Raw genomic sequence first — 22,572 nt, 5'->3', positions numbered from 1 at the left:
GAAAAGTTGAGCCCTCTCCGAAAAGTCTGAGTCATTTTTTTCCACATAGACACATGAGACACATAGTTTTTCACATAGTATCTGGATTTCTTCGTCCCGGAGAAAAGCCCTTCGGAAAAAAGTTGGCAATAGGCAATAAGCAGTTGGCTAAAACCAAACAACAAAAACAGTGTCACAGCATCACTGTATCACAAAAATGAAACAACATGTTGGTTAGCTTCGGACGCTAAGTACCTAATCATAACTTTATGGCAATGTGCCTTCTATGTGTTTATTATATTTTGGGGATGCTTAGGCTGAAAAGTTATTGGATCACCACCTTGTCAAATTCAATCAGGTTGCCTGAGCGCGCGCTTATGATATAAATACCCTTTGGTAAACCTGTAAGATTGAATTCATGATGGAGTTGCTGCAACTGGAATTCTTTCTGCAACAGAATGTCGCCCATCAAATTGACTATCTGTAAAGATATCCTTTGCTGCTCCCATTCCTCATCAAAAACAAGCGTGAACAAGCCATTGCCGGGGTTCGGAAAAATACTGAAAAGCTTAGCGCGATTGGATTGTGGGTCAGATGTGCTCAGTAAGCCATCTTCGAAAAAGCTTTCCGATTCAGAAGGACGCAGTGAGTTGCACAGATTTTCGCCCTGCTCAATAAAAGCCGTTACTGATGAGCCGTTTTGGAAATGAGTGCCGGGATGCATTAAAATTTTGGAACCTGCAATAAGATAAGCGCTTGCGCCCGTTTCAACCGTGAAAAGGGAATTGTTCCCTGCAAGGCAAAGCGTTTGCAATGCCTCAAAGCATGTGTCAGAACCTTCAGGAATAACAATATCTGCAAGATGGATAGCTGTGAATCTTTTCATGTAGGCCTTGATGCAAAGGTCGTAATGGAAATCTGTGCCATGCCCGAGCTGGAACCAGCCATCCGGGTATTCCACCGGATCTGGATTGATCCAGTATTTTCCGGTTTCTATTTCCGGCATGGAGTAGCCGGCAATGGTATCTTCAATCGGAACAGGGTAAAGGAGCTCAGGATGATTTGAATTGTATTTTACCTGCACATAAAAATCCTGACCTGCCGGAATGAGAATGGCTGAATCAAGATTAAATGTATAATACCCCGGGAGTTCAAGTACCTCTTCTTCCTGCGAACCGAGCAAACCACTGAGCGAATCACCAAACTGGCTGTATATTTTAATTTCGATCCCGCAACCGCCGTAGACTACGAAACTTCCTATTTTCGTGATTTCCATATCCCATGCCGGTCCTTCGAATTTCACCAGCCCGTACGCAACCTCATTCCAGCCGCCCGCACCCCAATAACCGCCAATTTCATCATGCTGGAAGATTGCTGTGTACTCCTCGGTCTCCATTACCGTTGGCCAGTAAGCATTGTATTTCAGAAATTGTGAATCGTTGTACGAAACGTAATAGTAACCATTGTCAGCCCAGGCTGGTCCATAGGTATTTCTTACGATCCATGCGCCTGTACCGCCGGCTGTTACTATTGTATCGTTCCATCCGACCACACAACCGGCATGATTCACGTTAGTGGTTCCGTCAAAATAATAAGTGTGATCCGTTGGGTTCAGGTAAGTATCTTTAAAATACATCAGGCTCCAGACTGCGCCAATTTCCAGCACCGTCTGTTTGATTGCATCAATATTTTGCGGGATCGGATACCTGGCCTGATGAACGTAGAACAAGGCATTAAGATTGCCGGGGCAGTTTCCCGGGCCTGAAGTGCCACCAGGGTAAGGATCTTCGGTTTCAAGGTAAGGGCCGTCTCTTCTGGCGAAATAAGCCGTCGCCATCCAGTGGTTGCCGTTGGTGCTACGCTCGGGAACGTATTTATGGCATTGTTTCAGGTTGTTGTCCGACAAATCATAGGTTCCATAACCAAGCATCAACAGCCTTGATTCCAACGCGCCCATTACTGAATAAGCCCAGCAAGCGCCAGCCGATTGCGTTTTTACCGGCGTAACCCAGGCGGAATCGCGCATATCATACACCACAGGAAAATCATTTCTTTCGCTGTGCTGATAATTCTTCCAGCGGTTCTCAGCCGGCCTGATTGGTGGAAGAACCACACCATTTGCTTTCATTTCAAGAAAATCTTTCGGGGAACTATAAAAGTTTGGATCAGCAGGAGTTTTCACAGGCCCGCGCTGCGGGAAGAGCAGCGGACAGTAAAAACCTGCCAGGAGCAGAAGTATCAAGGTTCGCAAAAACATAATATTGCCAAAAACTTATCATTGCCGGATTGGACGCAATAAGTACAAAGTTACATCAGGTTCTCTGAGTATGATGGGCGTGTAATCTGCTGACTTGTCTTGAAAGTTAGCGTTTCTAAAAACAAAGCGATAGCATTGCTTGAAGCAATACTATCGCCTGTACTTTCCTGTGATCCGGGTTTATTCCGTCAGCTTCTTGCGGGCGTCGTAAACTTTTTTAGCGCCATAACCTCCGGCCATTAAAAGCATGAAACCAATACCTGCGCCAATAGGTGCGCCGCCACCGGGCGGTTGATTACCGGGATCGCCGTGACCGGGAGGAGGAGGAGGTGAACTTTGTGCAACCGCTGCAACATGCATAAACAACGCGAAGGCCGGAATCAATAAGATTTTGACTAATATTTTCATTGCTGTATAGATTTTGATTTTAAACTTTATTGAATCGAAATTTTGCGGATTGCAGTAGCGCCTTCCGAAGTCATCTTTACAAGATAGGTTCCCGGAGGCACACTTACCGGCAGGCTTTGCAGGCCCTGGGCTGTTTCCTCACCCATGAGCAGTTGTCCGTGTATATTGTAAACCTCCACGCGGACTTTAGAGGCGCCCGAATTCATAACATACAGAATGTTGTCGTAAACGTAAGCATGCAAACTTTCACTGCCCGGAACTTCTGGAATGCCGACGGCTGAGAATTTCAAGAGGAAGCGCCCGGGGGCATCACCATCCTGGGACGTGAAGTTATACACCGGGTTTTCGGCCAGGTTCTGGTTTGTGCCTGTTTTCAGGTCAACGAGGTAAGGTGTAGCGGAAATGCTTTCGATGCCGGATGCTTCGATGCTAAACTGATTGCCTTCGTTTTTAATAAAGTTGAAGGGGATTTCGGTTTCAACTGATAATTCCGGGAGTGAATTGGTACTCAGTTTAATTTCACCTGCAGAGGAATAGAACGCCGGTGCGTGACCTGCAAGGAACTCACTATCGTACATCTGGTCAAATCCGTTGGTGGCATCGGGGTTAATCACGATCCGGGCTTCCTGGGCATTCCCGGCTGTGTGACTTCTTGCTGTAAGCATCATTCCCGAAACTGTTGATTTGTAGAAAGCCTGTATTGAATGTACCCGTTTTGCGGCAGGTATCGTAAGACTACCTGTACCTTCAGAAACCTGCACCATGAATCCGTTTGTTGCGGGAATCACTGTTGAAGGTGATGAGGTAAGGTCGGTATAGCTTTGGTTAGCCTCGTTCCAGATTTTGGCCACACCGGCAATGTTGGTAAGACCCCATGCTGCAGAGGCGTCCCATGTTAAAGCGCTGCTGAAAGGATTGCCGAGCAGATGCCAGCTGTTATTATTCCCAGCCGAAATTCCTAATCCTGTTATTGGTAAATCGGCCACGTTTAAAGCGCCGGTAAAGGATTTAACTCCTCCGGCATCATAAGCAGCCATATAGCCACGGCCTAATTCAAAGTTATTTGACCCATTTACTATATCAAAGAAAGGTGCTGTACCGCCGCCACCGCTCTGGTTTTTGAAATTCACCCATTCGTTGGTGGGTTCGTTCCATAGGTAAAAATCATAGGCCGTAACAGTAACGGTAGTGAATGCGGGGCTGATAGCCTGATTTGCAACCGGTGATCCCAGGAAATGCCAGCCGTCTTTCCAGTTAGTCCAATCTGCATTGTTCATAAAGCGCTCCATTGTAGCATTTACACCGGCAGTGCTTTGAATGAGTGAACCTGTGCTGATGTCATCAGATTTTATTACCAGTCCAGTAGCGCCGGCTGCATTGGTGAGGGTGCCGGAGACCGTAAGTGAACCTGTAGTCTGGATTGTTAAACCAGCTCCATTTTCGATTGACAAATCACCTATTGTTGCTGATGATGAAAGTACCGGAAGATTTGTAACAGCCGGTATTGTTACGTTTGAGCCAGTTACTGGAAGGCCGTTACTCCAGTTTGCTGCATCTTCCCAGTCATTATCAATACTTCCGTTCCAGGTTGTAGCGGCGCTGAAAGATTGAAGGTTGTTAATTGTTCCACTGGTATTTTGTGCCTCTTGCATCCAAAAGAAATCGGAATACTGAGTTCCGGCTCCTGCTAATTGCAGAGAATATCCAATCGGCGTGGAACTACCTTCAGACACTCCGATATCAACTGATAAAATGCCATTAACTGCCCCACCAGTTCCTGTAAAAGTTCCTTCATAACTCAAGAATTGGCCTGGAACCAAAGCACTCTGGTAGGCAATTGCCATCCCATCAGGAGCACCGTTTTGTAACCCATCAAGCGGATAAGTAAATGTATAAACAGTGAAATTGCCATAACTGGTACCAACAGCAAATTGATCAAGCGTTTTTGTATTATAGATAGCACCTCCATTTCCATTCACCAGATAAATTGCAAAATCGGTGAGTGTATAAGCTCCTGGATTTTCCAAAACAACCTCTATGAACTCATCAACATCAGTTCCAGCATTATCATAGTGAATCTCATTGATCCAAACATTGGGCGGAGGTGGGGCATTCACAGTGAGAACACCTGATACATTGGTTGCTCCATCCCAGAAATCGCCACCACCGGCATTGTAACCACCATAAACATAATCAGCGGCTCCTAACTGAAACCGGCTGGCATAATAGTAAGTTCCGGGTGTAAGTCCAGGTGCAATATCAGCCACATATTCATCATTGCTTCCAGCATCTCCACTGTATGCAGCCGAAACCCAATTCGTCCAGGTGGAGGGATCGGTATTGTTTGAACTATACCCTATCCATGCAGTAATTCCTGCGCCTTGTCCTGCAGCATCGGTAACTCCTGGTTCGTTAACCTGTGCATATACATTAAATGATCCACCGGCAGTTATCTCACCGGAAACGGGCCATTGCAGGTTTGCCCAATCAATTTGCGGCGCTGGCGGAACAGGCTCTGATTCAGTAATTTTACCCACAGCAAGATAGAAATCGTTTCCACTCCATGTGAATGAATCGTTTTCGCTGGCATCAATCCAGATTTCATCGGTAGTGGTAGTAAATGTTGCATTTGCACCAAAGTCTTCAAATGCTTTTTGATACTTGGTTGACCCAGCTTGAGCAAACCTTGACTGGTATTCTATTGCTGCAGTAGCATCCGCAACTTCAACAGTTACAGACCACCAGCCCGGTACAACATCAAATGTCATTGCAGGAGGTGTTGCCCATCCGTTATACGGCCCCCAGATTTGGGGGTTATGCGGGTTGTTATCCATCCATGATGGGCCACGGAAATAGAAGGTAATAGATGGAGGGGCAGTAACCGACCCGCTGCAGGTAACTGTTTTATTATCTGCGTCAGTTGAAGCAAGGGTTATCAATTCATTGTCGTAATTGCCAACAGCCAATCCGGCTTTCAGGCGAACATAAATGGTTGTTTCTGCAACCACGCCATCACTATGAGTAAGCGTTATTGGATTGCTTGTGAAGCCACTTAATGAAGTTTCAGAAATCTCATAATTTGTTGGCGGTGTGATCGTGATATTAGCAGTTAAATCACTTCCTTCTACTGTGAAAGTTTGCTCCGCCGATGGCCCGCTGCCGAAAACATAAGTGAAATTGCTGAGGGTAGTGGGGGCGACTGTGATGAGAGGGGTGCCGCCGATAGGACTTGTAGTCCCATATACCACAATATCATTTCCTGTCCCATCACCTGGGCCACCGGAACCAGTAAGCGCCTCAGCATAGGAGTATAATCTATAAGTTACAGGCGAAGAACTATTCTCCTGAGTAAATGTCCATGTAAAATTTTGCGTATTAGTGTTATCTACAACACTCTTTACTGCATCTAAGTCTGTTGCGTAGCTATCAACGGAGCTTCTAAGTGAAATTGCAGTATTTCCAGTAGCTGAACGCTGCCATTGAACATAAATGGAAGATACACTAAATTGATAACCAGAATTAGGTGTCATAGTGAACTCCATATAGTCATTACCCGAAACCGCGTTAGCGATAGATGTTAATGCCCAATTTGTTGCATTGAACCTTCCTCCATTAGCGGCTGCAGTTAGTCCTGCACCACGCGAGATTGTTGAGGAATTAAGGTTTGCATCATTAGAATTTGAAGTTGCAGTAGCTTCACCTCCTGCAAGAGCAGAAAATTCAAATGTCAAAATCTGCCCCCACCCGTTCATCGCAAGCATTACGCCTGCCGCAATTGCAAAAGATTTTAAAAGTGTAAATTTTTTCATGGTTATTGGTTTTGGTTAATTGTCATAATTGGTGCTGCAAATTACGGAATATTTGCAATCCATTGTGTTAATAAATTCTTAATAAATTTAATCTTTTTCGCCGGGAAACCAGCAATAGCATATCTTTCAGTTATTTAAGCCTTTTGGTTGATTGTTTATAGATTTTATCAGGTACCGTAGTAAAACTTTTGTGCTCCCTAATAAACCAGTATTTTGGCGTTTGATGCCATGTTGCTGCCCTGTAATTTTACCATATAAATGCCGGGAGGAAGATCAAGCTGCAGGCGCTGCAAGGATTCTCCATTTATTTCCCATGTCTTAAGAAGCATGCCCGCCGGGTTGTAGACTTCCACGGACGTCTTATTTCCACCCGGGTTTAAAACATACAGCATCTGCTTGTAAGCCCATGCGGTAAGTTCATGGCTGAACTCAAGCGGATCGGTTCCCAATGCCTTGAAATGCAACACAAAACGATTGGGTTCATCCACGGTTCGCGCACTGAAATGATAAGGCGTTTTTAAGTTAAGTTTTTGCATGCGGCCATCGCGCAAGTCTTCAAGGATGATGTCATGAAAAAAATCAGCATTGGCGATCGCAAGCGTATACATGGCATCGGCTCCGGCTTCGAAACCAAGGTTTACCTGCGGATGCCCACTAATATCTGCGAGGAAGCTAATGCTGAACGTTGCACCGTCTTTGGGAAAGTACAGTGCCGGCGCAGCGGTTTCCATGCCGTAGATTTTCCCGGCTCCACCCTCGCTGCTTTCATGTCCGAACTCGAGGATGGCTTCATCGGAAAAAGCGTTCGAATTACCATTGACTTTCAAACGCAGCACATCGGCAAGGGCAGGTGTGGTTTTAAGCCATTCCTGCATACTGTGGGTTCGTATGGCATTGCTCATGCCCAGCACGCCTTGGTTGGTTAATGCTTTTACCCAATATCCCTGTGTTGGTGCAACATAGCGCGATGCGCCATTGGTTCCGTCATCAACAAGCGAAGCCGAATTATAGCTTCCGAAATTGCCGCTTTCGCCATTCCACACCCAGATAGTGTAACCTCCGCCATTTTGTTCAAGATTTTCGCGGCCGCTCCAGCCAGCCAATGCTTTCCAGTCAATGGACGAGGGATAGGGATTGCCAAGCAGGTTAAATCCCTCGTAAGCATCGTCGGGGTGTGCCTTGCGGTTCAAGTAAATGTTTATAGGGCCATGATTCAGGGTTCCGGCAAAATCAGGATGGGTGTAAAATACAGTATCCGGGTCAATTTCTGCATGAAAACCACCACCGGCCTGCACGCTGAAGCCATCGGACAACAAGATGTTTTGTCCCGCCAGCAAATTCAGGTTGCCGCCATCCAACACCTGCACCGTGTTCCCGTTTCCGGCGGCAGTGATGGTTTGATTGGCATAGTAGGTTCTGCTTATTCCTGAACCCACCACCAGGATGCCAATGCTGTTTGTTTCGGGGATGGAAGCATTTGGATGGGTGATCAGATACCCTTTACCCGGGATAAAATTCTTGTGGTTGTTGTTAACATCGTCCCAGGTAGGCCATACAATATTGTTGCTGAGGCTTACCCAGCTTTGTGCAGGTTCGAACCATGAAAAAAAGCTGCCGCCGCTGAACCCATCTTCAATATCCTGGGCTAGTACCGGAGAAGAAAGCTGACGCCATTTGCCTTCATCTGCGCCAATGAATCTTTGTACAGTTGCACTTACATTTCCCGAACCATAGATCAGCGAGCCTGTGGCATCTGCATCGGAGAGGATCAGCAGGCCATTGGTGCCTGCATTGTTTTGCAATGATGTGCTTACGGTTAACGAGCCATTGGGAGCAATGGAAAGCGCCGTACCGGCTTCGATGAGTAATTCACCAACCCCGGCATTGACGCCAATTACAGGATTGTTGGCTGAAGGAGCTATCACAACTTTGTTGTCTAATCCCGGAACCGAACCTGACCAGTTGCCTGGATTGTCCCAGTCGGAATTAACGGCGCCGGTCCAGGAAGTAAGGTTCGTAATAAAAAGGCCGTTCACATAATCGGTAGCCAGGAAACTGCTGCCCGATTTTATAAAACTTCCGGGGAGGAACTCCAGTGCAGCATTGGCCGTACCGGTATAATTGAAGGCAATATCAAATACCTTGGTAGTAGCGCTGAAATTCTGCGCGCTGCCGGTCCACTCAAAAGTAAGAATGTCGTTGGCAACTGAGGCGGTAAAACCCGGAAGTACAGCATTCTCTATGCTTTGATAGCTCAGGTTGTCCTTGTCGAAAGCCACCCTGAGTTTGGTTTGGGTAATGCTGCCAAAACCTGCCCCGCCCATGCTGACAGGCATCAGCACATTCCCGGCCGGCGATTCGACTTCCTCCATTGAAACCGTTCCAACACCCGCCACTTGAGAAACGCTGCCGTTGATATAAATGATATTGGGTATGATTTCAAGATTGGCGTTGGCTACCTCACAATATTGGGTGTTGAAAATCAGGGGCGTATTAAAGCCGCCGTAATAGGTAAATCTGAGATCCAGCAGCTTGCCGTTCATCCCATATGATGATCCAAAAGAAGTAAAGCTGACTACCAGCGGACTGGCACCTCCTTCCAGTTGATTGCTAAACCAGGTACCGGCAATGGAAGTGTTTTGTATTCCGGTAAAAACCAATAGATCATCATCGAAACTGATTTCCAGGTTGAATGCGGAAAAAGTATTGGAGCCTGTGAAATTTAACATATCTAGCTGTACCAGAATCTCACCTGGTGAAGCGGTAACGTCATAAACTTTAATTGTGGGTTGGGCAAAGAGGCTAAGATGGTAAAATAGTATAGCCACTACTGAGAGTAGTATTGTTCTGATCATAGCTTGAATTGGTTTTGGTCTGATTAATCGCTGCAAAGGTAACATTGCAGGAGTATATAGGTTCAAACAACAGCAATAATTTGCTGAGTCAATGATTTTGCGGTGAGATTTAAGCGGCTCAGATCAATTGTGCGAACCTTTCAACCGGAAGGAAACAGGCAGGCTTGATTTAAATCGCGAAGTTGGCAATAGACAATTGGCAGTTGGCAATTGGCTCCGTGCCTCGCCGGTAGGCAGGCTTTTCAAAGGGGGACTTGCTCTTCGCAAACTTTGTAGCACATTCCCCGACCGACTGAACGTCGTTCGGGCGGGTATCACTCCAACACCCATCACAGTATTACTGCATCACAAAACATCCTAAGTATCTTGTACTGAAATAAGTTCACAAGAAAACAAATCCCCCTGGCCCCCTTTTTCAAAGGGGGATGAGCTCTTCGCAAACTTTGTCGCACACTACATCACTCCATTACAGCATCCGCCACCCACCCACAAGCCCGTGCTTTCGGCGGACAAGTCACTCCACTATTCCACCAATCAACTAATCGACTAATTAACAAATTAACTAATCACATACAGCATCACTGCATCAGCGCCTTCGCGACCTTGCGGTGTAATCTCAGTGCACAATCAGTTTCAGGGTTCTTACATGTGAATCATAAACAAAGCTTGCTAAATAAAATCCCGGAGCGGGATTAAAGTGGAAGCGTTGCTGTGTTTCCAGAAGGGTAAATTCCTGCACCTTGCGGCCATTGGCATCAAACAGATATATAGTAGCTTTTTCGGCTGCCGGATTGAAAACGACCAGCTCGCCATGTTTGTAAAAAGCATGGGGTTGGGTCAATGCAGCATCGTCCGTTCCAAGTGCTTTGAAGCGGAGCAAAAATCGCAGCGGTTCGTCATCCTGATGTGCCACGAACTGGTAATGTTGATCGCATATGGGATGAAGTGTTCCAGTTTGTAAATCTTCAAAGATCAAATCCTCAAAAGATTCATAACCGCTTGCAGCGATGGTGTAAATTCCATCAACGCCGGGAATAAAACCCACAGAAATTACAGGATGTGCATCAGGCTGTCCAAGAAAATTTATGCTATACGCTTTGTTTTCTTTCATGGTATAAAGGCCTGGAGCAGCAGGATATAGACTGAACATTTTTTCCGAGCCACCAAGGTTGGTTTCATGGCCGAACTCAATAATTACCTCATCGCGGTAGGCATTGACATCACTCCTGACCGAAAGGTGAAGAACTCCAGGTTCAGATTTTTTATCCTTTAACCAGTTCTGGTTGCTGTGAACACGGATGCTGTTATCCATGCCCAGTGTTCCTGTTTCAGCGGTTTTGACCCAAAACCCCTGCATTGGCGAAATATAGCGTGAAGTTCCGGCAGTTCCGGTTTCACTTATCTGACCCGAATGATAAGTGCCATATTGCCCGAGTACGGGGTTCCAAACCCAATACGAATAACCATCCTGATCACCCGGCGAAAGCAAAAGCGAACTCCTGTCCCAGCCTGCGGCTTTCCAGTCAATGGATGAGGGATAGGGATTGCCGGCAAGGTTAAAACCACGGTGATAATCATCGGGATGTGCCTGGAAAGATAGGTTGAAGTTGAAGGCGCCCTCGTTGAGATCTCCTGTAAATTCCTTTGTTTGTGGATTGCCTTCGGCATAAGGAAGGGCAAGCATATAGCCTTTTGCGCATGCAATGAACTCGTCGGTATTTGCATCTGTCCAGGTGGGCCATACCGTGTTGTTAAAGAAACTTATCCATGATTGTGCCGGTTCGAACCAGGAGAAAAAACTACCATCGGTAAATTCCGGAGAAATTGGCTGGTCTTCAACGGGAGAGGATATCTGGTGCAGTGCAGATTCAGGACCGCTCACGTAACGCTGCACCAACGCTCTCAGTCCCTGATTATAGTGAATGATTGAACCGGTTCCCATGTCAGATGATTCGATAATGAGTCCGCTTACACCAACCTCATTAACAAACTCTCCTGTAACTGTTAGGTTCGCATTGGACGCTAAGGCTAAACTTCCTCCAGCTTTTATTGTCAGGTCGGCGGTATTGGCTTCGGCAGTGATTATGGTTGCGCCTTCAACAATAACATTCTGGGAAGAGTCAGGTAAAATGCCCAAACTCCAGTTGGTTGCTGTTTCCCATGCACCATTGCTGATTCTGTTAAGCAGTGTACCCTGAACGGCACCATGAACCAAATTGGGGATGGCAATTGTTTCGAATTCTAAGTTCATATATTCGCATGCATGAGGGTCGGTAGGAATAAATGTAAGCGGTGAAATTCCACCATTATAGGTAAACCCAAGTTTAACTATCACGCCTTCCGGGGCGGGGAAAGATAAAAAACCAGAGCTGGATACTTGAACATGTATTATAGATGGAGAAACTGAGGTAACTGTTATCCTGTTGGGATCAGAATTAAAGAGAACTCCGAAATACGAAAGCACTGCAGGATCGTACTCCATATATATAAGCATAGCGAAAATAATTTCAGGAAATCCGCTCACACTTATAGGAATCTCGATAGTATTTCCAACAGCTGGAACATCCGCTCCCATAAAAGTTTCAGTTGACAGTGTTTGCGCAGATAATGAAGATCCGCCAAGGACAAAAATGCTGAACAGCACAATAAAGTTTCGCATTGAATCAGGTATTAAAAATTAATTACTTGGGATTTTAAGGACAAATACACAGCCCACTCCAGTGATTTATCATAAAAACCCAAAAAAGTTACACCAGGTGTAAGAAGATATAGATTACAAAATGCAAAATGCTTGCATCGAATGGATTGGCAAAATGAAAAAGTAAAATTTGTGAAGAAATTCACTCAGTCCATTCATTGCTTTATTCAAAAACACAATAAACCAAAACCACTTATGCAAAGCATTGGGATGAAAGCGCTGTCATCAGCAGTTTTGAATGCTAAACTGCCTTTTATGCTCTATTTCTTAGTATTTTTGTTATCCCAATGGAAATGAACCACTAGATTTGTGCCTGCTTTATTTTCGAACCACATTCAAGCCATTACTTAAAATCAATCATCAATATCAAAACCAATCAAATGAAAGATAATTTTACGAACCCAGCACGAGTTAGTATTTCGCTTAGAAATTCCAACGGCTTTATTGTTAAATTTTTGATAAGCATGGCTTTTCTTTTCCCTGCAATGGCTTTTTCACAAATCTGGGAACCGGAAGGACTCAACATGCCTGGCGCGTGGAACAGCTGGACAAACCCACCGGTAAACAACCTTGCACTCGCCAGCAGCACACAGGTAGCAAACGGCCGGGTTATTAAGATCACTGATGGCATCGTCCGCTGGCAGACGATTTTCAGTGTTGCCTCCAGTGGCGCCGATCTGGTGGGCGGAACCTATGATTGGCTTTTCACAAGCGGGCCTGAGGCAACTCCTTTCCAGAATAAATGGGCCAGTGTGGTTGTTAGCATGAATACCCTGCAAAGCTATACTTTCCAGGGAGCCAGTGATAATAATATCACCCTTGTGGACAACAACTGGTACACCGTGGTTTGGGAAGATGCCGGATACAACAATTCGCGCGCAATTTTTATGCAAACCAGCGCTGAACCGGTTGAGATAAACTCCGTTTCAACACCTGCCGGATCAGTCGTTCCCAATCAGGCAGTGCAGATAACCGTTACCACCAATCTTCCAAAATCACCCGAAGAAATCATTTACATCCATTATACAGCTACCAACTGGAACACATCTTCCGTGCTTGCCGCAACCATGAGTGGCAATAGCGGAACGGTAACAATTCCAGGGCAAAACGAAGGCGTCACGGTACAGTATTATGCAATGAGTTCCACGGTTGCCGGCATAAGCGCCGATTACGATCTTTACACAATCAGGCTGAACAACAACGGCGGGCTGAATTACAGCTATATAGTTGAAGGTATATTCATTCCCGAAATAGGCTTTGCGAACCTGCAATGGCCCGGAAGCGGCAGCATACAACCCGGTGCAGAATTTAATGTGTACGGGCAGGCATGGATTGACGGCCTCAGCGGTGGAAGCAGTGTAGTTCCGGGACTTCAGGCATGGATCGGTTACAGCACATCAAACACCAACCCAAACACCTGGTCAAACTGGTTAACTGCATCATACCTCGGCCCGGCAGGCAACAACGATGAATTCATCGCGAATCTGGGCCAATCACTCACTACAGAAGGAGTGTACTACTATGCCTACCGGTTCAAATACCTCGACCAGAATTATGTGTATGGCGGTTATTCAGCCAGCGGAGGAGGTTTCTGGGATGGAACTGTAAATGTAAGCGGTGAGCTGACCGTGAGTACTACTGTACCCGATCCTGAAATCACCTATGCGAACCTTCATTGGCCGCCAACAGCAAGTATTCCTATTGCTGGCTCAGTGGATGTTTATGCCCAGGTGGAAGCAACGGGCGTTAACCTCACAGGCAGTGGTTATGAAGGGCTGACAGTCTGGATCGGATATAGCGATCAGAACACCAACCCTGACACCTGGACCAACTGGAACAGTACTACCTACAATGGCATCAGCGGGTTTACCAACAAGCCCGAATACCTTGGCCAGCTTGGGTCCGGAATCACACAAGGCGGAACTTATTATTATGCGAGCCGTTTTCAACTGGCCGGGCAGTCCTATATCTATGGTGGCTATTCCGTTGACGGGGGCGGGTTCTGGAATGGAACAGACAATATAAGCGGGGTTCTCACGGTGGAAGGCACACCGCCCGATCCGGTAATTGGCTGGGCGAACCTGCAATGGCCTCCAAGCGGAACAATAGAACCTGGACAGGAATACATCGTCTTCTCCCAGGCATGGATCGAAAATGTTACCGGACAGCCAAACCCGGCTCCGGGTCTGCAGGCCTGGGTCGGATATAACACCGAAAATACCAATCCTGATACCTGGACCAACTGGATCGAAGCAACATATAACGCACCTGCCAGCAATAACGATGAATTTGTAGCCGACCTCGGCGCCGCTATTGATGTTGAAGACACATACTTTTATGCATCACGTTTTCAGCTCGATGATCAGGATTATGTGTATGGCGGATTTTCGGATGGGGGCGGCGGTTTCTGGAATGGTGTCAATTATGTTTCCGGCTACCTGGTTGTTGTGAATGAAATCGTATATTATCCGGTAACTTTCACTGTTACAGAATCAACGGGGCTATGGAATAACATCAAGTTCAAAGGCGAAATGACCAATTGGGAAGCTGTTGATATGGAACAAAACGGCAACATCTGGACTGTTACACTTGATATTTTGCCCGGCATTTATGAATGGGGCTTGATTGAAGATGACGGAACACCCGAAGGTATATGGCTGATTGTAGGCGAGAACCTTGAGGTAATGATTGATGCTGAGGGTAACATCACTGGCGATACGACTTACATTATTACATACACTTCAGTAGAAGAGCTTTTAAATGCAATCGTCATCTACCCGAACCCGGCCACGGATGAGCTGGTAATTTCATTTCCCAACAAAAATTCCTATGCTTTGCTCAGGCTGTTCGAACCATCAGGCAAACTGATCATGCAAAAGACATTTGATGAGGGCCTGCATAGGGTAAACATTTCAAATCTTGTTCCCGGCGTGTATATCCTCAAGATGAAAGTTGAAGGCAAAACGATTGTGAAAAAGATCGTAAAGCAGTTTTAATTCCCTTTAAATTACCCAAAACTTAACCGGGAGGCAGAACCTTCACTTGCATTCAACGATAATACAGGTGCATTAATGCGATAGCAAACTTTAAGTATGAATAATGTTGTCTTTACTAATATTAGCAAAATAATTGAAAGAGATAGTAAGACCACAACTTACAAATTTGCTCTCTTGCGAGGAGTAATTGATATTATTCAAGAAAATTCGCCATTTATTGCATTTTCTGATGATCGTGTTCAATTTCCAACTGGCTTGTTAATTGAGAAATGGCTTTTATATTACTATCCAATTTTAGAATCTCAAACTGCTATCCCACAAATTAATGGTGAAACTAATCTTGCATTTGAAGTTCAGTTTGCAAAAATTATTTCAGATTATAAAGCAATTGGCGGTTTTTCTGCTTTCTACAACGACTTAAAGAACAAGGGCATTCCAATAACGTTGCAAACAGATTTTTTTGCGTTAGCAAAAAAACTTCGTGATACGATCACAAAAATGCCAATGAAATATATAGGTCGTTCAATCAGCAACGATTACTATTCTATTTTCAATTTTGAAACTGGACCTTCAAGTAGAAACATAAATCAAATAGATTTGGAGTTTTTGATTTTAAACTTCGGGACATTTTCAATTCCCAAAGATTATTATGAAGCGTTTAAAGTTTTAGGAAGTTTCATCAATGGTAAAGATTCCATTCTTTTTAAGTGGGCTGAATTTTCAGTAAATGCGTCAGGTAGAAATCTTTCATTCGAGAAAGTAGTGAATGAAGTTTTAAAAAGTCCGATAAATGAAAGAGAAATTGCTGAATCAAAAAAGATTTACAAAGAGATTCTAAATAGAGAAGGGAATGTCTATTGTGTCTGGACCGGAAAAAGAATATCAGTCTATGATGTTGACCACATGATTCCTTTTTCGATATGGAAGAACAATGATTTGTGGAACTTACTTCCATCAGAACCGAAAACGAATAATCAAAAGAGAGACAAAATTCCATCGCCAGTATTAATTGAGAGAAGAAAAGATTTGATTCTTCATTACTGGGAAATGATTAGCGAAAGGCAATCACAGCGTTTCAAAAAGGAGATTCAGATTGCATTGCTTGGAAATAATTCATTTGCTGCTTGGCAGCAAAAAGGAATCATTCAACTGCAAAGCAGTTGCACATATCTAATTTCTAATCGTGGCTATGAAGAATGGAAAATCTAAAGTCAAACCCATATAGCCATTTAACAGCGAAAGAAAGACTAACTCTTTCTTTTCCAGCAAAACTTTTGTTGAACAAAAGTTTATTGGTTGGTGATGTTTTAGATTTCGGTTGTGGCTTTGGAAACGATGTTAAATTACTGAAAGTTAAAGGGAAAAATATTGTCGGCTATGACAAACATTATTTCCCAGAATATCCAACAAAGAAATTCGATACCATCATTTGCTTTTATGTGCTGAATGTTTTGATGCAAGAAGAACAGGCAAATGTTTTGATGGAGATTTCTCAACTCTTAAAGCCAACAGGCAAAGCATATTTTGCAGTGAGAAGGGATTTGCAATATGAGGGTTTCAGAATTCACAAGATTCATCAGAAGCCGACTTACCAATGCAATGTGATTTTGAATTACAATTCAATTTTCAAAAATGAAAATTGCGAGGTGTATGAGTACAAACACTTCAACCAAATAAACAAAAAGACAAATGCTGATTGCCCGTTTTGCAATCCCGATTCAGAAAGAGAATTGCTTTTAGAGTCTGCAACTGTTTATGCAATGTATGACAAATTCCCAGTGAGCGACGGACACACTTTAATCATACCGAAAAAACATTGTGCAGATTATTTTCAACTTTCTTTCAAAGAACAATCCGCTTGCTGGTTTATGCTTAACAAAGCAAAAGAGATTTTGAAAAAGAACTTGAATCCTGACGGATTCAATGTTGGAATCAACATCAGCGAATCCGCAGGTCAAACAATACCACATGTTCATATACATTTAATTCCAAGATTCAAAGGCGATGTAAAAGAACCAAGAGGCGGAGTGAGAGGAGTTATTCCAGAAAAGAAAGATTACTGATTTGTATTCCCAATGTGTATTCCAAGACATCAAGTGAGAATTTTAAACTGAAAACCGAAATGCAAAACAAACCCAAATACCTCTCCGGCACATTTTTCCTGTTGCCTTTTATCCTGACCCTCTGTTTGACTATCTTTCTTCATTCACAGGTTCATTCACAAATTTATGAACCTGACGGCTTGCGTTTACCCGGATCATGGAATGGCTGGATCAATAATCATGATATGGGCGGCGTTTTCGACATGCAAAAAATAAGTGTGGGAACCCAGCGCTGGCAAACAACTTTCCAGTTTGAAGATGCCGATGGTGAGCAAAGTTTCAAGTTTGCCAGCGGAACTTCAAACCCCTGGCAGAATGAATGGAGAAACACTGATTTCCTGTTAAACACGCTGCAGCCGGTTGGATACAACGGGGCATCGGCACCCGATAATAACAACACCGTGTTTTTAGCCCAGAACAAGTGGTACACTGTTGTTTGGGAAGACAATGGCTACAATCATTCCAGGGCAATCTTCATGGAAAGCAGTGATGAGCCAGTAGAGATTACCCAGGTTTCTCTTCCAACGCTGGTTGAAGAATTTGAGGATGTTACTGTTAATTTCACCATCAGTCAGTTGGCGTCTCCTGAGGAAGTATTTTACCTGCGTTATACCAACAATGCGTGGAGTACCTCGGCTGTTTTGGTTGCAAATATGTCAGCTACAAGTGGAACGGCAATCATTCCCGGCCAGCCCGGAGGAAGCGTTATTGAGTATTACGTTTTCAGCTCAACCGTTTCAGGCGTTAGCGATGATTATGATCTTTACACTATCCGTCTTAATAACAACGGTGGCCTTAACTACAGCTTTGTTGTGGAAGGATCTTCAGCGGTTCAGATTGACTGGGCCAACCTGCAATGGCCACCCAGCGCAACCATTGAGCCTGCTCAACCATTTGATGTTTACGGACAAGTATGGATCGAAAACCTGACTGGCGGATCTGATCCTCTTGAAGGGCTGGAAGCATGGGTTGGTTTCAGCACAGAAAATATTCATCCTGATCAATGGACCAACTGGATTGCAGCAAGCTATAGTGGCGCTGTTGGCAGCAACGACGAATTCGTTGCGGATATCGGTTCTCACATAACGGTGAAAGACACTTATTACTATGCTACCCGGTTTAAAAATGGTGATCTGGATTTTGTTTATGGCGGCTATTCCCCAACGGGAGGCGGCTTTTGGGATGGCGTTGAAAATACCAGCGGGCTTCTTACCGTAGGCCATACGATTGATTGTACAGTTTATGCCGGCCTTGCATTTTCCGATCCTGCATTTCCTCTTCAGGATCAGGCGCTCACAATCCAATTTAATGCAGAGTTTGGCAATGGCGCTTTGCTCGATTATACCGGCGATGTGTATGCGCATACTGCTGTCATCACCAACCTCAGCAACGGGCCTGAAGACTGGAGATACATGAAAAGCGACTGGGGTGAAAATACGCCTGAAACCTTGCTGACCCGGCTCGATGATAATCTTTATAGTCTTGCCATTGCGAACCCCATCAATTATTATGGTGTGCCTGTTGGTGAAACCATTGAGCAATTGGTATTTGTTTTCAGAAGTGGCGTAGCCCAGGGAAATGGTTCGTACCTCGCGCACAGAAACGCTGATGAAACTGACATTTATGTACCCATTTACGAAGCTGGCATGCATGTCCGGTTCCTGAACCCAACACAAACCGAATACCTTTTGAATCCGGGGGCAAGCATTCCGCTTTGCGCCGAAGCCGTTAATCATACACAACTAAGCTTTTACGTCAATGAGCAGTTGATTGTGCAGGATGAAGTTGAAACACTTTCATATATGCTTGTGATGCAACAGCTTTTGCCTGGAATGAACTGGCTTGTAGCCGTAGCAGAAAACAACGGTTCGGAAGTAAGGGATTCCATTGAAATCTACCGCCGCGGCACTGTTCAAGTTGCCGAACTTCCGGAAGGGGCAAACAAGGGTATCAACTATGTGGATGAGGAAACCGTAACGTTGGTGTTGCATGATCCGGCAGGTTTAAAGCAATTTGTTTATGTGATCGGCGATTTCAACGCATGGGAAATTTCAGAAACAGAACTTATGAACCAAACGCCCTCAGGCGACTATTTCTGGCTTACAATTACCGACCTGGATTCTGATTATGAATATGGTTTCCAATACTTTATTGATGATGAAATAAAAATCGCCGATCCTTACTCCGAAAAAATACTTGATCCCTGGAACGACCAATGGATTTCATCAGGCACTTACCCTGATTTGAAGCCTTACCCTCACGGCCATACTTCCGGACTGGTTTCGGTTTTTCACATCAACAGGCCTGAGTACCAATGGCAGCTGCCAGATTTTATCCCTCCGGCATTGAACAACACCCAATCAGATTTGCTGGTTTACGAATTGCTGATCCGCGATTTTGTTGACTCACGCCACATCAAGGATGCCGAACAAAAGTTGGATTATCTTAAGGAATTGGGCGTAAATGCCATACAGCTTATGCCCATCATGGAATTCGATGGCAATGATAGCTGGGGCTATGCGCCAAATTTATTCTTTGCAACCGATAAATATTATGGAACCACGCAGGCTTACAAAGAATTCATTGATGCAGCCCATCAAAGAGATATTGCGGTGATCCTGGATGTTGTTCCCAATCATGCCATGGGTCAGAACCCATTTGTGCAAATGTATTTCGACCCGGACGCAGGTGGGTATGGACAACCTGCATGGAACAATCCCTGGCTGAACTCCCAGGCGCCCCATCCATACAGCATTGGATACGATTTTAATCATGAAAGCCCGCATACCCGTCAGTTTTTTAAGGATGTGTTTCAATACTGGCTCACCGAGTTTAAGGTGGATGGTTTCCGCATTGACTTATCAAAAGGCCTGACCCAAAGCCAAACCGGCGATTTTGGTGAATGGAATGCGTATGATCAAAGCCGCATCAACATACTCACCGATTATTACAACCATATTAAATGGGTGAACCCAAATGCCTATGTGATCCTTGAGCATTTTGCCAATAATGATGAAGAAACCGTACTTGCCAATACCGGCATGCTGCTCTACAGTGCCATGCACCACGTGTACAAGCAGGTTGCCATGGGTTGGGAGCAAAGTTCTGATCTTTCATGGGCCTTTCACGGCAACAGGGGCTGGAACTATCCCAACCTGATGGATTATATGGAAAACCACGATGAGGAACGCATGATGTTTGAAGCCCTGAGCAACGGAAATTCGTCCGGTTCTTACAACATCACCGACACACTTACTGCCTTGAACCATCAGGAACAAGGGCTGGTTTTGTTCATGGGCATCCCTGGGCCAAAAATGATCTGGCAATTCCAGGAAATGGGTTACGATTACAGCATCTTTTATAATGGTGGGCGCACGGCTTCAAAACCACCGAGATGGGACTACATGGATCATCCTCAAAGGGAGCGTCTTCACCGCGTGGCTTCTGCCATGGCCAGTTTAAGAAAAACTGATGCTTTTCGTTATGGAAATTTCAGCCATGATTTAGGTGGAAAAGGAAAACGCATTTGGATCGCACACAGCAGCATGGATGTGGTGATAAGTGCAAACATTGGTGTGAACGGATTTGATATGATGCCTGGTTTCACAAAAACCGGAACCTGGTATAACTACTTTACAGGTGAGTCATTTTATGTTTCCGACCCTGGCGGCCACTTTTTCTGGTATGGGCCAGGTGAATACAAAGTCTTCACCAGCGAGCCACTTCCCAAACCATTTCATGAACTGGAAGTGACAATCGTTGAAACCCAAACCAACATTCCTTTGGAAAACGCCACGGTGCAACTCGGCAATGCCGGCAGCCGCCAAACCGATGTTTCCGGGAAAGCCTATTTTCTTGCGTTCCCACAACAGGTTTCTATACACGCCTCCAAATTCGGATGGATGAATAATTCGATAGCTACAAACGTTAACGGAAACAGTTTTGTAACCATTGCTTTGGATGCCGGTTGGGATCCATCATCGGCTTTTGCAAACCTGCAATGGCCGCCAACTGCAAACCTTTTCATTGGGAATGAAGTTGAAATATTTGCCCAGGTTGAAACCAACGAAATCCCACTTACCGAAACCGGTTATGAAAACCTGCAGGTTTGGGTGGGCTATCATACTGCGAACACAAATCCATCGGAATGGATCAACTGGATACCGGCCACCTACAATGGAGTCAGCACCTTCACAAACAGGCCTGAGTACAGCGCAATGATTGGAAGTGATATTGCAGCCGAAGACACGTATTATTATGCAACCCGGTTTCAGCTTCCGGGTCAAAGTTTCAATTATGGTGGTTATTCAGCAAGTGGAGGCGGTTTCTGGGATGGGGTGAACAATACAAGTGGTGTTCTCACTTTGACTGAAGAACCACCTAATTATGGCATTCTTGATGATGGTGGTATAAACCTGCCAACAATAACTTATTGGTACTCCGGGCTGGGTTCGGACATCACACAGCAAGGTTCAGCATTCAACAACAGTAATTTGGGAGATATCAATGCTCTTTATGTCAAGGGCGCAAGTTTCAAAACCTGGAAATCCACTGGAGGCGATGTAACAGGCGCGCAGTTCAAATACAAGGTTTGGAACTCATCTGAAGTAGAACCGGCTGAATATTCCTTGCGCAATGTTGGCTGGACATCCAACGAGGGAAACGGGAACCAGACATGGGCGGGTTTTGGCAACGAAATTGAAATCAGCGAAGGATTGGAAGCCGGAACCTATTACTTCAAAATACTATTTACAATCACAGGAACGGGAGTTCCGGGTATCCTGGAAAACGGGCCGTTTGTGTCAACTTTTGCCATAGAGGGGCCTTCTATTCCAGAGATACTTGAAATAAGCGGAGTCTTAAACGCCGAAGAATGTTTCAATGCTTCTTTGTCAATTGCAATAAACAATGCTACCATTCAAAATGGCGCCGTCGCCGATATCAGGTCCGGCGGGAACATCACCGCAAGCAGTTTTGTGGTAAGCGAAGGCGGAACTGCTTTGCTGAGCGCTGCTACAGGAATTTTACTCAGTCCTGATGTTCTGATTACCCCTGGCGCTAACGGTCACTTCAACGCAACAATCGTGGCATTTGATCCCTGTACCCAAGCCCGCTCAATCCTGGCTTCGGAAGAGGAACCTTTTGAAGAATATTTTAATAACTCTGCAGTTAGCGAATCCTTTTTCAAGCTTTTTCCGAATCCCACTACCGGCCGCTTCATTTTACAGTTGAATGAGGCTGAAGCAGATTCCGACATTTTCGTTGAAATTTATTCTATTGTGGGGGAATCAATTCATAAAAGACAATTCTCCGGATCGCATCAATTTGAATTTGATCTTTCCGGGAACCCAGGTGGAGTCTATATTGTAAGGCTTATGACTAAAGATAAAATGGCCTTTGAAAAAATAGTGAAACATTAGTACTCTAAAAGGCTCACACTAAAAAAACTCCAAAAAGAGGTAAAAGCC

Annotated in this window: 9 protein-coding genes; 4 read left to right on the top strand and 5 right to left on the bottom strand. The window is 44.8% G+C overall.

The window, feature by feature from the left end; translation table 11 throughout:
• Positions 1-304: 304 nt before the first annotated feature.
• The 5 genes from IH597_03370 to IH597_03350 all read right to left on the bottom strand — a co-directional run bounded on the left by IH597_03370 (position 305) and on the right by IH597_03350 (position 11,967).
• A complete protein-coding gene (locus IH597_03370; protein MBE0661485.1) occupies positions 305-2,230 on the bottom strand; it encodes a T9SS type A sorting domain-containing protein in 1,926 nt (641 codons plus the stop codon).
• 186 nt (positions 2,231-2,416) lie between these two features.
• On the bottom strand, positions 2,417-2,644 hold the full coding sequence (locus IH597_03365) for a hypothetical protein (GenBank protein ID MBE0661484.1): 228 nt from the start codon (positions 2,642-2,644) through the stop codon (positions 2,417-2,419).
• Positions 2,645-2,670: 26 nt separating this feature from the next.
• Positions 2,671-6,453 (bottom strand): T9SS type A sorting domain-containing protein, encoded by a 3,783-nt coding sequence (locus tag IH597_03360; GenBank protein MBE0661483.1) that lies wholly within the window; start codon positions 6,451-6,453, stop codon positions 2,671-2,673.
• A gap of 197 nt (positions 6,454-6,650) precedes the next feature.
• Complete coding sequence (locus tag IH597_03355) at positions 6,651-9,308, bottom strand: T9SS type A sorting domain-containing protein (protein ID MBE0661482.1); 2,658 nt, start codon at positions 9,306-9,308, stop codon at positions 6,651-6,653.
• 616 nt (positions 9,309-9,924) lie between these two features.
• The gene (locus IH597_03350; protein ID MBE0661481.1) at positions 9,925-11,967 is read right to left on the bottom strand and encodes a T9SS type A sorting domain-containing protein; all 2,043 of its coding nucleotides are present in this window, start codon (positions 11,965-11,967) and stop codon (positions 9,925-9,927) included.
• Positions 11,968-12,386: 419 nt separating this feature from the next.
• On the opposite strand from IH597_03350, the gene IH597_03345 reads away from it, so the two are divergent.
• The 4 genes from IH597_03345 to IH597_03330 all read left to right on the top strand — a co-directional run bounded on the left by IH597_03345 (position 12,387) and on the right by IH597_03330 (position 22,524).
• Positions 12,387-15,002, top strand: a complete 2,616-nt coding sequence (locus IH597_03345) for a T9SS type A sorting domain-containing protein (protein MBE0661480.1) — start codon at positions 12,387-12,389, stop codon at positions 15,000-15,002.
• Positions 15,003-15,098: 96 nt separating this feature from the next.
• Positions 15,099-16,211, top strand: a complete 1,113-nt coding sequence (locus IH597_03340; protein MBE0661479.1) for a hypothetical protein — start codon at positions 15,099-15,101, stop codon at positions 16,209-16,211.
• Entirely contained in the window at positions 16,199-17,065 is an 867-nt protein-coding gene (locus tag IH597_03335; protein MBE0661478.1) for an HIT domain-containing protein, read from the top strand. Before IH597_03340 ends, IH597_03335 begins: the two co-directional genes overlap by 13 nt.
• A 59-nt stretch (positions 17,066-17,124) precedes the next feature.
• Complete coding sequence (locus IH597_03330; GenBank protein MBE0661477.1) at positions 17,125-22,524, top strand: T9SS type A sorting domain-containing protein; 5,400 nt, start codon at positions 17,125-17,127, stop codon at positions 22,522-22,524.
• The last annotated feature ends 48 nt before the right edge of the window (positions 22,525-22,572 follow it).

Source organism: Bacteroidales bacterium (assembly GCA_014860575.1).
Taxonomy (GTDB): domain Bacteria; phylum Bacteroidota; class Bacteroidia; order Bacteroidales; family JAAYJT01; genus JAAYJT01.
Note: the sequence above shows the minus strand (reverse complement) of the source record. Positions and strands in the feature narration are given on the sequence as shown.

Coding starts and splice junctions, on each gene's coding strand:
- IH597_03365 (MBE0661484.1), bottom strand. CDS start 2,644: ATGAAAATATTAGTCAAAATCTTATTGATTCCGGCCTTCGCGTTGTTT.
- IH597_03360 (MBE0661483.1), bottom strand. CDS start 6,453: ATGAAAAAATTTACACTTTTAAAATCTTTTGCAATTGCGGCAGGCGTA.
- IH597_03355 (MBE0661482.1), bottom strand. CDS start 9,308: ATGATCAGAACAATACTACTCTCAGTAGTGGCTATACTATTTTACCAT.
- IH597_03350 (MBE0661481.1), bottom strand. CDS start 11,967: ATGCGAAACTTTATTGTGCTGTTCAGCATTTTTGTCCTTGGCGGATCT.
- IH597_03345 (MBE0661480.1), top strand. CDS start 12,387: ATGAAAGATAATTTTACGAACCCAGCACGAGTTAGTATTTCGCTTAGA.
- IH597_03340 (MBE0661479.1), top strand. CDS start 15,099: ATGAATAATGTTGTCTTTACTAATATTAGCAAAATAATTGAAAGAGAT.
- IH597_03335 (MBE0661478.1), top strand. CDS start 16,199: ATGGAAAATCTAAAGTCAAACCCATATAGCCATTTAACAGCGAAAGAA.
- IH597_03330 (MBE0661477.1), top strand. CDS start 17,125: ATGCAAAACAAACCCAAATACCTCTCCGGCACATTTTTCCTGTTGCCT.